The organism is Halopseudomonas sp. L-58 (genome assembly GCF_056859475.1).
Genome location: NZ_JBSXON010000085.1, coordinates 168,937 through 184,574, shown reverse-complemented (window position 1 = coordinate 184,574; position 15,638 = coordinate 168,937). Strand labels below are relative to the sequence as shown.

13 protein-coding genes are annotated in these 15,638 nt (G+C 61.5%); 4 read left to right on the top strand and 9 right to left on the bottom strand.

Annotated elements, in window-relative coordinates; translation table 11 throughout:
- Nucleotides 1-76: 76 nt before the first annotated feature.
- The 8 genes from fabI to gloB form a co-directional block, all read right to left on the bottom strand.
- Nucleotides 77-871 carry an enoyl-ACP reductase FabI gene (fabI, locus tag AC13EY_RS17560; RefSeq protein ID WP_088276550.1) on the bottom strand — a complete coding sequence of 265 codons (795 nt, stop codon included), beginning with the start codon at nt 869-871 and terminating at the stop codon, nt 77-79.
- 13 nt (nt 872-884) lie between these two features.
- A complete protein-coding gene (locus AC13EY_RS17555; protein ID WP_088276549.1) occupies nt 885-2,519 on the bottom strand; it encodes an ABC transporter ATP-binding protein in 1,635 nt (544 codons plus the stop codon).
- A gap of 1 nt (nt 2,520) precedes the next feature.
- Nucleotides 2,521-3,552, bottom strand: coding sequence for an ABC transporter permease (locus AC13EY_RS17550; protein WP_088276548.1), 1,032 nt, complete (start codon nt 3,550-3,552; stop codon nt 2,521-2,523).
- Between the two features lies 1 nt (nt 3,553).
- Nucleotides 3,554-4,627 carry a microcin C ABC transporter permease YejB gene (locus tag AC13EY_RS17545; RefSeq protein WP_088276547.1) on the bottom strand — a complete coding sequence of 358 codons (1,074 nt, stop codon included), beginning with the start codon at nt 4,625-4,627 and terminating at the stop codon, nt 3,554-3,556.
- Nucleotides 4,628-4,629: 2 nt separating this feature from the next.
- A complete protein-coding gene (locus AC13EY_RS17540) occupies nt 4,630-6,501 on the bottom strand; it encodes an extracellular solute-binding protein (RefSeq protein ID WP_482876976.1) in 1,872 nt (623 codons plus the stop codon).
- Between the two features lie 17 nt (nt 6,502-6,518).
- Nucleotides 6,519-8,351: an extracellular solute-binding protein gene (locus AC13EY_RS17535; protein WP_482876974.1), complete on the bottom strand. Its 1,833-nt coding sequence runs from the start codon at nt 8,349-8,351 to the stop codon at nt 6,519-6,521.
- A gap of 117 nt (nt 8,352-8,468) precedes the next feature.
- On the bottom strand, nt 8,469-10,031 hold the full coding sequence (locus tag AC13EY_RS17530; RefSeq protein ID WP_482876972.1) for a lytic transglycosylase: 1,563 nt from the start codon (nt 10,029-10,031) through the stop codon (nt 8,469-8,471).
- 63 nt (nt 10,032-10,094) lie between these two features.
- Nucleotides 10,095-10,874, bottom strand: a complete 780-nt coding sequence (gene gloB / locus AC13EY_RS17525; protein WP_482876970.1) for a hydroxyacylglutathione hydrolase — start codon at nt 10,872-10,874, stop codon at nt 10,095-10,097.
- 71 nt (nt 10,875-10,945) lie between these two features.
- Here gloB and AC13EY_RS17520 point away from each other — a divergent pair, with 71 nt between their 5' ends.
- From AC13EY_RS17520 to dnaQ, 3 genes are read left to right on the top strand one after another with little or no spacing between them, the layout of a single operon-like run.
- Nucleotides 10,946-11,719, top strand: coding sequence for a class I SAM-dependent methyltransferase (locus AC13EY_RS17520; protein ID WP_482876968.1), 774 nt, complete (start codon nt 10,946-10,948; stop codon nt 11,717-11,719).
- On the top strand, nt 11,716-12,168 hold the full coding sequence (gene rnhA / locus AC13EY_RS17515) for a ribonuclease HI (protein ID WP_088276540.1): 453 nt from the start codon (nt 11,716-11,718) through the stop codon (nt 12,166-12,168). The genes AC13EY_RS17520 and rnhA overlap by 4 nt, the downstream gene beginning before the upstream one ends.
- A 2-nt stretch (nt 12,169-12,170) precedes the next feature.
- On the top strand, nt 12,171-12,896 hold the full coding sequence (dnaQ, locus tag AC13EY_RS17510) for a DNA polymerase III subunit epsilon (protein ID WP_088276539.1): 726 nt from the start codon (nt 12,171-12,173) through the stop codon (nt 12,894-12,896).
- 59 nt (nt 12,897-12,955) lie between these two features.
- On the opposite strand, the gene nhaB is transcribed toward dnaQ, so the two are convergent.
- Complete coding sequence (gene nhaB / locus AC13EY_RS17505; protein ID WP_228246716.1) at nt 12,956-14,449, bottom strand: sodium/proton antiporter NhaB; 1,494 nt, start codon at nt 14,447-14,449, stop codon at nt 12,956-12,958.
- A gap of 349 nt (nt 14,450-14,798) precedes the next feature.
- On the opposite strand from nhaB, the gene AC13EY_RS17500 reads away from it, so the two are divergent.
- Nucleotides 14,799-15,611, top strand: a complete 813-nt coding sequence (locus tag AC13EY_RS17500; RefSeq protein ID WP_285677725.1) for a crotonase/enoyl-CoA hydratase family protein — start codon at nt 14,799-14,801, stop codon at nt 15,609-15,611.
- Nucleotides 15,612-15,638 lie beyond the last annotated feature (27 nt).

Here is a 15,638-nt window from a genome sequence, read left to right as displayed (position 1 = left end):
GCGGTACAGACCCTGAGGGCACAAAAAAACCGGGCTGGTTGGGCCCGGTTTTTTATTGTCCGCAAAAAGCGGCGGCTTACTCTTCCAGACCACCCATGGCGGTGATGTTGAAGCCACCGTCAACGTAGGTGATTTCACCGGATATGCCGGAGGCCAGGTCGGAGCAGAGGAAGGCGCCGACGTTGCCGACTTCCTCGATGGTAACGTTGCGACGCAGCGGCGTTTGCGCAGCGTTGTGGGCCAGCATCTTGCGGAAGCTCTTGATGCCGGAAGCGGCCAGGGTGCGGATCGGGCCGGCAGAGATCGCGTTGACGCGGGTGCCTTCCGGGCCCAGGCTGGTAGCCAGGTAGCGAACGCCAGCTTCCAGACTGGCCTTGGCCATACCCATCACGTTGTAGTTCGGCATGGTGCGCTCGGCGCCGAGGTACGACAGGGTCAGCAGGCTGCCGTTGCGGCCTTTCATCAGTTCACGGCCGGCCTTGGCCAGGGCGACGAAGCTGTAGGCACTGATGTCGTGGGCGATGCGGAAGCCTTCGCGGGTGGTGACTTCGGCAAAGTTGCCATCCAGCTGGTCGCCCGGAGCGAAGCCAACGGAGTGAACGATGCAGTCCAGGCCGTCCCACTTCTTGGCCAGCTCGACGAATACCTGCTCGATCTCGGCGTCATCGGCGACATCGCAGGGGAAGCACAGCTCAGGACCGGAGCCCCAGCCGGCAGCGAATTCTTCAACCCGGCCTTTCAGCTTTTCGTTCTGATAGGTGAAGGCCAGTTCGGCGCCCTCGCGGTGCATGGCCGCGGCGATGCCGGAGGCAATGGACAGTTTGCTGGCAACGCCAACGATGAGTACGCGCTTTCCGCTGAGAAATCCCATAGTACTTTCCTGTTTAGTGCATGGCCGTATCGGCCCTGTTATCGGTTTGCGGCAGGGCAAAGGCCGCTTCCAGCAGCTGACGAGTATAGTCATGCTGCGGTGAAGCGAAGATTTCACCTGCCGGTCCCTGTTCGACTACTTCGCCCTGGCGGATCACCATCAATTGATGGCTGAGAACCTTGACCACTGCCAGGTCGTGACTGATAAACAAATACGTCAAATTGTACTTCTGTTGCAGACTGCGCAGCAGTTCTACCACCTGGCCCTGCACGGTGCGATCCAGTGCCGACGTTGGTTCGTCGAGCAGGATCAGCTTGGGCTTGAGCACCAGTGCCCGGGCAATCGAGATCCGCTGCCGCTGGCCGCCGGAGAACTCGTGCGGGTAGCGGTGGCGGGTCTCCGGATCCAGGCCGACTTCTTCCAGCGCCTGAATCACCATCTGTTCGCGCTCGGCCTCAGTGCCGATACGGTGAATCTCCAGCCCCTCGCTGATGATCTGGCCCACCGACATGCGCGGACTCAGACTGCCATACGGGTCCTGAAAGACCACCTGAAACTCACGGCGCAGCGGGCGAACCTGCTGCTGGCTCAGGCCATCAAGCCGGGTGCCGTCGCATTCGATCAGCCCCTGGCTGTCGATCAGTCTGAGCAGGGCCATGCCCAGCGTGGTCTTGCCCGAGCCGCTTTCACCGACAATGCCCAGAGTCTGCCCGCGGGGCAGGCTGAAGCTGATGTCGGTCACTGCCTTGACGTGATCCACGGTGCGCCGCAGCACCCCTTTCCTGATCGGAAACCAGACCCGCAATTGCTCTGTCCGCAGAATCTCCGGGGCGTCCGGATCAACGGGGACCGGTTCGCCGCGCGGGTCGGCCGCAAGCAGCTGACGGGTATATTCATGCTGCGGTGAGCTGAACAAGGTGGCGCAATCGTTTTCTTCGACGACGTTACCGCGGTACATGACACATACCCGGTGGGCAATTTTACGCACCAGATTCAGATCGTGACTGATCAGCAGCAGTGCCATGCCCAGTTTCTGCTGCAATTCGCGCAGCAGTTCGAGGATTTTCAGCTGCACGGTGACGTCAAGCGCGGTAGTGGGTTCGTCGGCAATCAGCAGTTCCGGTTCGTTAGCCAGCGCCATGGCGATCATTACCCGCTGGCGCTGGCCACCGGACAGCTCGTGCGGGTAGGCACCGAGGCGTTTGCGTGGTTCGGGGATACCCACCAGTTCCAGTAGCTCAAGGGTGCGCTCGCGCGCCTGGAGCTTGTTCAGTCCCTTGTGCAGGGCAAGTACCTCGCCAATCTGCCGTTCGACCGTGTGCAATGGGTTCAGCGAGCTCATTGGCTCCTGAAAGATCATGGAGATACGGTTGCCCCGTACCTTGCGCAGGGTGTTCTCGTTGGCCTTGAGCAGGTCCTGCCCGCCGAACTCGATGCTGCCGCTCGGGTGCGATGCGGTCGGGTAGGGCAGCAGGCGCAGGATGGAGTGCGCGGTCACTGACTTGCCCGAGCCGCTTTCGCCGACCAGTGCCAGGGTCTGGCCGGGGCGGATGTTAAAGCTGACGTCCTTGACCGCCATGGTCTGATCGTTGCCCTGACGGAAGGCGACGCTGAGATTGCGGATGCTGATCAACGGTTGTTCGCTCATCTCATTTCCTTGGGTCGAAGGCATCGCGCAGGGCCTCGCCGATAAACACCAGCAAGCTGAGCATCAGTGACAGCACGACAAAGGCGGTAATGCCGAGCCAGGGTGCCTGCAGGTTGGCTTTGCCCTGGGCGATCAGCTCGCCCAGCGACGGCGCACCCGGCGGCAGGCCGAAGCCGAGGAAGTCGAGAGAGGTCAGGGTGATGACGCCACCGGTCAGAATGAACGGGAAGAAGGTCAGGGTGGCGACCATGGCGTTGGGCAGGATATGCCTGAACATGATGGTCTGGTTGCTGGCGCCCAGGGCGCGTGCGGCGCGCACGTATTCCAGGTTGCGGCCGCGCAGAAACTCGGCGCGTACCACGTCCACCAGTGCCATCCACGAGAACAGCAGCATGATGCCGAGCAGCCACCAGAAGTTCGGCTGAACGAAACTGGCCAGAATGATCAGCAGGTACAGCACCGGCAGGCCTGACCAGACCTCGATAAAGCGCTGGCCGATCAGGTCGATACGTCCGCCGTAGAAGCCCTGCACGGCACCGGCGATGACGCCGATGATGGAGCTGAGAATGGTCAGGGTCAGGGCGAACAGTACCGAAATACGGAACCCGTAAATCACCCGTGACATCACATCGCGGGCCTGATCGTCGGTACCCAGCCAGTTGTCCGCCGAGGGCGGCGCCGGCGCCGGAACGCGCAGATCGTAGTTGATGGTGTCGTAGTGGTACGGGATTGGCGGCCAGAGCATCCAGCCGTCGCCGTCCTCGGTGATCAGTTGCTGAACATAGGGGCTGCGGTAGTCCGCTTCAATCGGGAATTCGCCGCCAAAGGCGGTTTCCGGATAACGCTTGAAGACCGGGAAATACAGCTCGCCCTGATAGCCGACAGCGAGCGGTTTATCGTTGGCGATCAGTTCGGCGCCAAGGCTGAGCACGAACAGCACCAGAAACAGGTGCAGTGACCACCAGCCACGGCGGTTGGCACGGAAACGGGCGAAGCGGCGCTGGTTGAGCGGAGAGAGGTTGAACAATTTCATCTCAACCCTCCCTGCTGTCGAAGTCAATGCGCGGATCGACCAGGGTGTAGGTAATGTCACCGATCAGCTTCACCACCAGACCGACCAGCGTGAAGATGTACAGGGTGCCGAACATCACCGGGTAGTCGCGATTGATGGCCGCTTCAAAGCCGAGCAGGCCGAGGCCGTCGAGGGAGAAGATCACCTCGATCAGCAGCGCGCCGGTAAAGAAGATGCTGATCAGCGCGGACGGGAAGCCGGCAATGATCAGCAGCATGGCGTTGCGGAACACGTGACCATACAGTACGCGGCGCTCTGAAAGCCCTTTGGCGCGGGCAGTGACCACGTACTGCTTGCCGATTTCATCGAGAAAGCAGTTCTTGGTCAGCATGGTCAGGGTGGCGAAGCTGCCCACCACCATGGCAAAGATCGGCAGCACCAGATGCCAGAAGTAGTCGAGGATCTGCTCGCCGGTGCTCATCTGATCGAAGTTGTTGGAGGTCAGCCCGCGCAGCGGGAACCAGTCCAGATAACTGCCGCCGGCAAACAGCACAATCAGCAGGATGGCCAGCAGAAAGCCGGGGATGGCGTAGCCGACGATGATCAGTGAACTGGTCCAGACGTCGAAGGCCGAGCCGTGCTTGATCGCCTTGCGGATGCCCAGCGGAATGGAGATCAGGTAGGTCAGCAGGGTGGTCCACAGCCCTAGCGAGATCGAGACCGGCATCTTCTCGATGATCAGGTCTGTGACCTTGGCGTCGCGGAAGAAACTGTCACCGAAGTCGAATTGCAGGTAACCCTTGATCATCAGCCAGAAGCGCTCGTGGGCCGGCTTGTCGAAGCCGTACATGCGTTCGATTTCGGCGATGATGTCCGGGTCGAGGCCCTGTGCGCCGCGGTAACTGCCGCCGCTGGCAACCTCGCTGCCGCCGCCGGAGACTCGGCTGGTGGCGCCGCCTTCAAAGCCTTCAAGGTTGGCGATCATCTGTTCGACCGGCCCGCCGGGGGCGGCCTGAATGATCAGAAAATTGATCAGCAAAATGCCGAACAGGGTGGGGATGATCAGCAGCAGTCGACGAACGATGTAGGCCAGCATGCTTATTCAGCCCCTGCCGGCTGGTCGCCTTGCTGCTGCCCGGCGCCGTCGTCTTGCTGGGTGCCCAATTCGCCGCGCAGGCGCGCTTCCTTGTCCGGGTCGACCCACCATGTGAACAGCCCCAGATCATACTTTGGCGGCGTCGCCGGATGGCCAAACTTGTTCCAGTAGGCGACCCGATAGACGCTGGTATACCAGTTGGGCACCAGCAGATGCAGCGAACGCAGGGCCCGGTCCAGCGCATGGGTATGGGTGATCAGCGATTCGCGGGAGTCGGCCTGCACCAGCCCCTCGACCAGAGCATCAACGGCCGGGTCTTTCAGACCCATGAGATTGCGGCTGCCGGGATTGTCTGCGCTGGAGGAGTGCCAGTATTCGCGTTGCTCGTTCCCGGGCGAGTTGGACTGGCCAAAGCCGGTGACCACCATGTCGAACTCACGTGAGCGCAGCCGATTGATGTACTGGGAGACATCGACCCGGCGCAACTCCATGGTAATGCCGAGCGAGGCCAGATTGCGTTTGAATGGCAGCAGAACCCGCTCAAACTCGGGCTGCACCAGCAGAAACTCGAACTGCAGGGGCTCACCGTCGGCGTTGACCAACTGGTCGTCAACGATCTGCCAGCCGGCGTCCTGCAGCAGGGCGTAGGCAGTGCGGCGCTGCTCGCGTATGGCACCGCTGCCATCGGTCTTCGGCGGCACCCATGCCGGGCCGAATACGGCAGCCGGCAACTGGTCGCGCAACGGTTCCAGCAGTGCCAGCTCACTGGCGTCGGGCTCGCCACGGGCAGCCAGCTCGGAGTTGTCAAAGTAGCTGGAGGTGCGGGTGTAGGCGTTGTGAAACAACGTGGCGTTGGACCATTCAAAGTCGAACAGCAGCGTGATCGCCTGGCGCACCCGGGCGTCCTGGAAGTAGGGTTTGCGCAGGTTGAATACAAAGCCCTGCATGCCCTGGGTATTGTTGTTGGGGATCTCTTCCTTGACGATCTGGCCGGCGTCCAGCGCCGGGCTGGCATAGCCGGTCGCCCAGTTCTTGGCGGCCATTTCCTGGTTGAAGTCGAACTGGCCGGCCTTGAAGGCCTCCAGGGTGACGTTGCCGTCGCGGTAGTAGTCGACCACCACGGTGTCGAAATTGTAGAAGCCGCGCATCACCGGCAGGTCTTTGGCCCAGTAGTCTTCGACGCGCTCAAAACTGATGCTGCGACCGGGGCGCACCTGACCGATGCGGTAGGGACCGCTGCCCAGTGGCGGTTCCAGCGAGCCCTTGCTGAAGTCGCGGCCTTGCCAATAGTGTTTGGGCAGCACCGGGAGCTGACCGAGTACCAGTGGCAGCTCGCGGTTGCCGGTATGCTTGAAGTGGAAGGTGACGCTCTGCGGGTTGTCGGCGACCACGCGATCCACATCGCCATAGTAGGCGCGATAAAACGGGGCACCGTGTTCGATCAGGGTATTGAAGGTGAATACCACGTCGTCGGCGGTGATGGCGACGCCATCATGGAAGCGCGCTTCCGGGCGCAGGGTGAAGCGCACCCAGCTGCCGTCATCGGCCTTTTCCATGCTTTCGGCAACCAGGCCGTATTCGGTAAAGGGCTCGTCCAGGGCATGGAAGGTCAGGGTGTCGTAGATCAGACCGAGCTGGTCGGCCGAGGTGCCGCGGCTGATGTAGGGATTGAGCGAGTCAAAGCCGCCGAAGCCGGACAGCCGCAGGGTACCGCCCTTGGGGGCATCGGGATTGACGTACTCGAAGTGGCTGAAGTCGGCGGGGTACCTGGGTGCTTCATCGTAGAGCGTCAGGGCGTGCTGTGGTGCGGCGTTAAGGGCACCTGCCCAACAGGTCAGCAGTGCCAGACAGCAGGATTTCAGCGAGTGTTGCATTCAGATCCCTTGTTTTTCTAGTTGCTTGCCGGGTCTTTCCACCAGCTGCGGATGGCCAGCGTATACGGCGGTATGTCCGGGGTGCGCAGCCAGTTCCGATAGGCAATGCGGTGGTAGTTTATATACCAGTTCGGAATTGTATAGTGATTCCACAGCAGTACCCTGTCGAGGGCGCGCGCGGCCGCGATCTGCTCACTGCGGCTGCTGGCGGCGCCCAGGCGTTCGACCAGTTCGTCGACCACCGGATTGTTGATGCCGGCATAGTTGCGACTGCCTTTGACATTGCGCTGGCTGGAGTGGAAGTAGCTGATCTGCTCCAGTCCGGGCGACAGCCCCTGCGGCAGGGTAGTCAGAATCATGTCGTAATCAAACTGATCCAGCCGGGCCTTGTATTGCGCCCGGTCGACGGTGCGGATCTGCATGTCGATACCCAGCCGTGCAAGATTGGCTCGATAAGGCTGCAGGATCCGTTCCAGACTCGAGTTGACCAGCAGTACCTCGAAGCGCAACGGATCACCATCGGCATTTTCAAGGCGCCCTCTGCGCAGTTTCCAGCCGGCCTCGGCAAACAGCTCCACCGCTTCGCGCAGTGTCTCGCGCGGGATTCCCCGGCCGTCGGTCACAGGTAGACTGAATGGCTCAAGAAAGAGTTCCGGTGGCAGTTGATTGCGGTGCGGCGACAGGTAGAGAAACTCCTGTCCTGCCGGGATGCCGGTGGCACTGAAGGGGCTGTTCGGGTAGTAGCTCTGCGAGCGCTGGTAGGCATCGTAGAACAGCACCCGGTTGGACCATTCGAAGTCGAACAGCATGCCGAGCGCCTTGCGCAGGGGCAGGTTGTCAAAGGGCGTTCGCCGGGTGTTGAAGAACATCGCCTGGGTCGGGCTGGGAATCTGGTGGGTTATTTCGCGCTTGATGATGTCGCCGCGCGCGACTGCCGGAAACTGGTAGGCATTGGCCCAGTTGCTGGCCTTGTGGTCGTTGTAGAGGTCGAACTCGCCGGCCTTGAAAGCCTCGAAGGCGACGTTGTTGTCGCGGTAAAACTCGACCTCCATGCGATCGAAGTTGTACTTGCCGCGGTTGATCGGCAGGTCTCGCCCCCAGTAACTCTTGACCCGCTCGAACACCACGCGGCGGCCGGGATCGACACTGACCACCCGATACGGGCCGCTGTTCAGGCCGGCCTCAAAGGTTGTGCTGGCAAAATCGCGGCCTTGCCAGTAATGCGACGGCAGCACCGGCAGCTCGCCCAGGCGCAGGATCAGCAGCGAATTGCCGGGGCGCTTGAAGACAAAGCGAATACGTCGTTCGCCGAGAATGTCGATGCGGCTGACATCCTGCAGTACGGAGCGATAGTTGGGGTGGCCCTGTTCCTTGAGCAGACGATAGGAGAATGCTACGTCCTCGGCGGTGATCTGCCGGCCGTCGTGAAAGCGTGCCTCGGGGCGCAGGTTGAAGACTACCCAGCTGCGATTGTCGGCAAACTCCAGGCTTTCGGCGATCAGACCGTAGGCGGAGTAGGGCTCGTCGCCGGACGGGTCATACAGGCCGCTGCCGACCATCAGTGGCTCGTTCAGCTCACTGATGCCGAGCTGGGCAAAGTCGCCGGTGTTGATCGGGCTGGTGCCCTTGAGGGTATAGGGGTTCAGGGTATCGAAGGTGCCGCTGCCCATGACCCGCAGGGTGCCCCCCTTCGGTGCGTCCGGGTTGACATAGTCGAGGTGCTCGAAGTTTTCAGGGTAGCGGGGTTGACCGTAGAGGGAGTAGCCGTGCTGGCGATACAGCGTGGCCCAGCTGGGTAGAGCGGTTGCAAGGAGCAGTGTCAGGACAAGTGAGCGGGACAGCAGCGACATGGATTTCCGCGCGGTGGTAGGGCCGTGGGATAACGGCTGGCGCATTTGAATCAGCGGCAGCCGTCAGCAATGTGCCAACGCTACCATGCTGATGCAGCCGGGCGGAAGCCCGACGGCTCAGGGGACGAACAGGGTTAACTGCTGGCCCGGCTGCAGGTAGCGGCCAAGCTGGTTCCAGTCGCGAATCCGCTCGACGTTGACATTGAAGCGCTGGGCGATGGTGTACAGCGAGTCACCCGATTTGACGGTATAGGCAATGCGCCGTCCATTGGCTGTGGCGGGTTGGGCCTGCGTCTGTGCTGCCGACGCCAGCATCAAGGTGTGACCGACGGTCAGGGCGCTGTCCTGCAGATTGTTGTCGCGCTTGATGCGATTCACGGTAGTGCCGTGGCTGCGGGCGATACTCCACAGGTTGTCGCCTGGCTTCACCCGGTAGCGCAGCTGCTCGACGCCGGCGATACGCTGGCTGCTGACCGGTTCGCTGACGGGGGCATCATTGAACTGGGGCAGCATCAGGGTCTGGCCGACGCGCAGCAGGCTGCCGTTGATGTCGTTGACGTCGCGGATGGCGCTGACGGTCAGCTGGTGACGACGGGCAATCTGCGAGAGGGTGTCGCCACTGCGAACGCGATAGTGCCGGTAATTGATGCGCTCATCGTCCGGCAGCTCGGCAAGCGCTTCGGTGAACTGGTCGACCCGGTCGACCGGAATCAGCAACTGGTATTCGGCGTTGGGCGCGGTGACCCGCTGGTTGAACGCGGGGTTCAGGCTCAGCAGCTCGTCGGTGGAGACGTCGGCCAGCTCCGCGACCTTGCGCAGGTCGATCTGCTGATCGAGGGTAACCTCGGCGAAATAGGGTTCGTTGGCCAGGCTTGGCAGCACGGTGCCGTAGGCGGTCGGGCTGTCGACGATCTGCGCCAGAGCCAGCAGCTTGGGCACGTAGTTCATGGTTTCGCGCGGCAGCTGCAGATTCCAGTAGTCGGTTGGCAGGCCGAGCGCTTCGTTGCGCTTGATCGCACGGCCCACGCAGCCTTCGCCGCAGTTGTAGGCGGCCAGTGCGAGCAGCCAGTCGCCATCGAAGTAGTCGTGCAGCAGGCTGAGGTAATCAAGCGCTGCCTGGGTGGAGGCGGTTACGTCGCGGCGACCGTCGTACCACCAGTCCTGACGCAGCGAGAAGTTGCGTCCGGTGGACGGAATGAACTGCCACAGGCCGGCGGCCTGGGCGCTGGAGATGGCCTGCGGATTATAGGCACTTTCGATGAATGGCAGCAGTGCCAGCTCCTGCGGCATGTCGCGGCTTTCCAGCTGCTCGACAACGTAATAGAGGTAACGCTGCGCTCGCGCGGAGGTCAGCTCGAAGTAGCGTGACTGGTTGGCGAAGGCGATGCGCTGCTGGTCGACTCGGGGGTTGTCGATGGTCGCCGGGTCAAGGCTGAAACCGGCTCGAATACGCCCCCACAGGGTATGCGGTTTGGTCTGTACGGCTTGCGATGCCGCGGCTTGTGCCCTGGGCGTGCGGAATGGGGATGCTGTGCGTTCTGTGACCGGTGAGCGGTAATCGGCTTCGCTCTGGCTCAGTCCGCTGTGGTCGGTGGTCTGACAGCCGGCAATCAGCAGCAGACCACCGAGGGACGCTGCTGACAGCACTCTGGGCAAGATGGCAGATACCACACGACGCATGAACGACCCCCAAAATGAGGTCGATTCTATGGACCAGTCGGGGGAGGGTCAAGGCGCCTTCGGTCAGAAGCGGTCTTTCCAGGCCCGAATTGCGGCGAACGTCTCAACCCCGGGTGCCACGGCTGCGCCGGTCTGCTGGCTGGCCGCTTGCGTCACAGCGTCGCAGTCAGAGCGCAGGAAGGGGTTGGTGCGTTTTTCCAGTGCCAGGTCGGTTGGCAGTGTCATGCGACCGGCCGCGCGCAGGTCATCCACGACCTCCAGTCGAATCTTGATATCGGTGTTGTCGGGCTCGACCGCTCGGGCAAAGCGCAGATTGGACTGGGTGTATTCATGGGCGCAGTAAATGCGGGTGTTGTCGGGCAGTGCAGCGAGACGCGACAGCGACTGGTGCATTTGCTCGGCGGTGCCCTCGAACAGCCTGCCGCAGCCCCCCGCGAACAGGGTGTCACCACTGAGCAGCCAGGGGTCACCTGTGTTGTCGCAGAAGAAGGCAATGTGGCCGAGGGTATGGCCGGGTACAGCGATCACCTCGAGTGTGTGGCTGAACAGGGTAACGCGGTCGCCGTCGTTCAGGGCGCGATCACGGCCGGGGATGGTTTCGGCGGCGGTGCCCCAGACCTTGCATTCTGTGCCGGCCTTGAGTGCGTTGATGCCGCCGACGTGGTCAGGATGGTGATGGGTGACCAGTACATGGCTCAGGCTGTATTCCGGGTGGCGGCCCAGCCAGGCGATGACCGGCTTGGCGTCACCGGGATCGACGGCGGCAACCTGTTGGCGTTGTTCGTCGACCAGCAGCCAGATGTAGTTGTCATTGAAAGCGGGTAGCGCGATAAAGGTGGACATGAGGCAGCTTTTCCTTAACGTGTAGAGCTATCTTAGCGAATTGTGTCGATGGCAAGTACCGTGGAGAGGTAATGGAGATCAGCGAAGCCAAGCGCTCGATCAGTCAGGCGGACATGTTGCGTCTGCTGCAGGAGGCACGGCAATGGCTGGAGCAGCCGGCCGGACGCATGCTGTTGCAGGCCGAGTGCAGCGCGCAGCGCGAGTTGCTGCCCAATTGCTTTGGGCAGCATCTGGTTCAGTACGGCCTGGCCCCGGGCCTGTTGGCACCGGAGGTCAAGGTGCTGCGTCACTGCTGGCATCTGGATATGCTCAGCCAGGGCGAGAGTATCGCGGTGGATGAGGCCTGCTGGCCGTTTGCGCCGCAGGCCCTGGATGTGGTGGTGCTGCATCACGGGCTGGATTTCAGTCTGTCGCCGAGGGCGTTGCTGCGCGAGGCAAGTCAGGCGGTGCGTGCCGGCGGTCATCTGCTGATCTTTGGCTTCAATCCGATGAGTACCTGGGGCTGGCAGCACTATTTTGGCCGCAGCTGGTTTGGCGAGGCGGGGTTCGTCAGTCCGGCCCGGCTGGTCGATTGGCTGGAGCTGCTCGGCTTTGCGGTGGAGAAACGCATCGATGGGTGCTATCGTCCGCCGCTCGCATCCTCCACCTGGTTACAACGTCTCGATTTCATGGAGTCGCTGGGGCAGCGTCGCTGTCTGCCGGGGGGCGGTTTCTATTGTCTGCTGGCGCGGCGCCAGATGCTTGGAATAACGCCGCAGCGTGAGCGCGGGCGGGTGTTTCCGGCGTTGACGATGCCCCCTCTGGCAGCGGGCAGCCGGCGGGCGCACAAACGGGAAGGTAGATGAGTCAAGCAATCGAGATCTATACCGACGGGGCATGCAAGGGTAATCCCGGCCCCGGCGGCTGGGGCGTGCTGCTGCGGCTGGGGCCGCACGAGAAGCGCCTGTACGGCGGTGAGCCGGAGACCACCAATAACCGCATGGAGCTGACGGCTGCCATTCGCGGACTGGAGGCGCTCAAGCGTCCGGCTTCGGTGGTGTTGACCACCGACTCGCAGTACGTCATGAAAGGGGTCCGCGAGTGGATGCCCAACTGGAAGAAGCGCAACTGGCAGACCGCCAGCAAGCAGCCGGTCAAGAATGTGGATCTCTGGCAGCAGCTCGATGCGCTGGTCAGTCAGCATGAGATTGAGTGGCGTTGGGTGCGCGGTCATACCGGCCACCCGGAAAACGAGCTGGCCGACCAGTTGGCCAACCTCGGTGTTGAACACGTGTTGAAAGAACGGAAGGGCTGAGCATGCGTGAAGTGGTTCTGGATACCGAAACGACGGGTATCGAGCACAAGGAAGGTCACCGGATCATCGAGATCGGCTGTGTCGAGGTCATTGATCGACGCCTGACCGGCCGTCACTACCATGTGTATATCAATCCGCAGCGTGAGATTGACGAAGGCGCGCAGGCCGTTCACGGGATTTCGCTGGAGTTTCTCGCCGACAAGCCGGTGTTTGCCGATATCGCCGATGATTTCATGAACTTTATCAGCGGCGCGCGGCTGGTCATCCATAACGCCGCGTTTGACGTCGGCTTTCTGGACAGCGAGCTGACCCGCCTCAATCGCGGGCATGGCCTGATTGCCGATCACTGCAGCGTACTCGACACCCTGGCCATGGCGCGGGAGAAACACCCCGGTCAGCGCAACAGCCTGGATGCGCTGTGCAAGCGCTACGGGGTAGACAACTCGCAGCGCGAGCTGCACGGCGCCTTGCTCGACGCCGAGATTCTTGCCGACGTTTACCTGACCATGACCGGTGGCCAGACGGCGCTGTCGCTGGCAGCACACGGTCAGGGTGAGGGTGGGGATGGCAGCTCGGTGAGCGCGATTCGGCGGATAGACCCTGCTCTGCGCGAACAGCTGCGGGTGCTGCGTGCCAGCGCCGAAGAGCTGGAGGCCCATGATCAGCGCCTGGCGGCGGTCGAGAAGTCGGCGGGGTTTGCCCTGTGGCGCGGTGCGCCCGAGCAGTGAGCTGAGTAAGTGCTGACGTAAAAGAATGCCCCGCTGACATCAGCGGGGCATTCTTGTTTCTACAGCCACCAGGTCACGGCAATCAGGCCGACGCCCCCCAGCACCAGGGTGTAGGGCAGGGCCATGAATACCATGCGGCCATAGGATAGACGCACCAGCGGCGCGATCGCCGAGGTCAGCAGGAACAGGAAGGCGGCCTGGCCGTTCGGGGTGGCAACACTCGGCAGATTGGTGCCGGTGTTGATGGCGATTGCCAGTTGCTCGAATTGGGCGCGGGTGATTTCACCCGCATCCAGACTCTGTTTGACCTCGCTGATGTAGACGGTGGCCACGAACACGTTATCGCTGATCATCGACAGTACACCGTTGGCGATAAAGAACATGCTGGGCTGTTGTTCGGGTGGCAATGCCAGTACCGCGTGGATGATCGGGCTGAACAGGTGCTGCTCGTGGATCACCGCCACGATGGCAAAGAACACGACCAGCAGCGAGGTGAACGGCAGGGCTTCCTGGAAGGATTTGCCGATCTGGTGTTCGTCAATGATGCCGTTGAACGAGGCAATCAGGATGATCACCATCAGACCGATAAAGCCGACTTCAGCCAGGTGCAGTGCCAGGCCAATGACCAGCAGCACGGCAGCGATGGCCTGAATCAGCAGGGCGGCTTTTTGCGGCGCCCGGCGCTTGGCCTGCTCGGCGGCGGCAAAGTCCTCAAGCACCCTGCGAACCGGGCGAGGCAGGCGTGCGCCGTAACCGAACCAGCTGGTTTTCTCCAGCAGCAGGCAGGTCAGCAGGCCGGCGGCCAGCACCGGCATGCTGACCGGGGCCATCAGGGTGAAGAACTGAATAAAGTCCCAGCCGGCAACACCTGCGATCAGCAGATTCTGAGGCTCACCGACCAGCGTGCACACACCGCCCAGAGCAGTGCCGACCGCGCCGTGCATCAGCAGACTGCGCAGAAAGGCACGGAACTCTTCCAGGTGCTCGCGGTGCAGCGGGTTTTCGTCGGGGTCAACGCTGGCGCCTTCGCTCGGGCCGGCTGAGGCCACCTTGTGATACACACCGTAAAAGCCGACAGCGACGGTGATGATCACTGCGGTTACCGTGAGTGCGTCGAGGAAGGCCGAAAGCACTGCGGCGACCAGACTGAACAGCAGCGCAAGGGTCGATTTGGAACGCACCCCAAGGATCAGCTTGGTGAAGGTCAGCAGCAGCAGGTCCTTCATGAAATAGATGCCGGCGACCATGAACATCAGCAGCAGAATCACCGGGAAATTTCCGAGCACCTCCTTGTAGAGGGCTTCCGGTGAGGTCATACCGATGGCTAGGGCTTCCAGTGCGAGCAGGCCGCCGGGCAGCAATGGGTAGCATTTAAGCGCCATCGCCAGGGTGAAGATGAACTCGATGATCAGCAGCCAGCCGGTCATGTAAGGGCCCAGCAGCCACATTGCGAGGGGGTTGAGCAGCAGGAAGGCAATGATGGTGCGCTTGTACCAGCCGGGCGCCTGGCCCAGAAAGTTGTGCGCCAGCGCCGGCAACATGGCTTCAGACATGGTGAAGGTCCTGTTTCTATTAGGGGAAAGTGTGTCGAACAGCCCCCTTGTCTGCCGTTCCGGCAAGGGGGCTGTTCGACATGCTCTCGCTGACCCGAGGCAAGCATAAACTACTGCTTCCTTCATGGCTGCCCCGACGCAGGTCTTTGTTTGCCCTACTTTGGAAGCTGCCTGGTAGTCCAAGCGCGTCGCATTTTCAGTATCTTAGGCGAGCTTGCTGAGTAATTGGTTATGGAGTTTGAGTGTCAGCTTGATATAGTCATGCCAATGCAAATAGTCCAAGGTGGTATTTGATTCGAATCGGATTCGTGTCAGGTGCCGGTTGTTACCTACAAGAAAAAGGCCGTATATGTCGCAATACGAGACGCTGCTGGTTGAGCAAGTTGGCAAGGTCGCCCACATCCAGATCAACCGCCCGGAGAAGATCAATGCCATGAACCGCGCGTTCTGGCTGGAGATCATCGACGTTTTCAAGTGGGTTGATGAAACCCCCGAGGTTCGTTGTGCTGTGATATCCGGAGCGGGCAAACACTTCTCTGCGGGGATCGACCTGCAGATGCTTGCCGAAGCCTCAAGTGGCATGGACAAGGACATCGGCCGCAAGGCAGAGGCCATTCGTCGCAACGTGCTGCAGTTGCAAGAGTCCTTCAACGTGATCGATCGCTGCCGCAAGCCGGTCATCGCCGCTATTCACGGCTACTGCATCGGTGGGGCGATTGACCTGATCTCCGCCTGCGATATGCGTTACAGCACCGAGGACGCCAGTTTCTCGATCAAGGAAATCGATATGGGGATGGCCGCAGACGTCGGCACCCTTCAGCGTTTGCCGCGTCTTATCAGCGATGGCATGATGCGGGAGCTGGCCTATACCGGTCGCTTCGTCGATGGTCATGAGGCGGCCCGTATCGGCCTGGTCAATCGTACCTGGAGCGATCACGTCCAGCTGATGGCGGGTGTCATGGAGCTGGCCCAGGAAATTGCTTCCAAGTCGCCGCTCGCTATTCGTGGCACCAAGGAAATGATCCGCTTTGCCCGTGACCACAGTGTGGAAGACGGCCTGAACTACATCGCGACCTGGAACGCCGCAATGCTGCAGTCCGATGACCTCAAGGTTGCGGTCATGGCGCATATGAGCAAGCAGACGCCCGAGTTTGCAGACTGATCGACAACCGCGCTACGCAGGGATGGT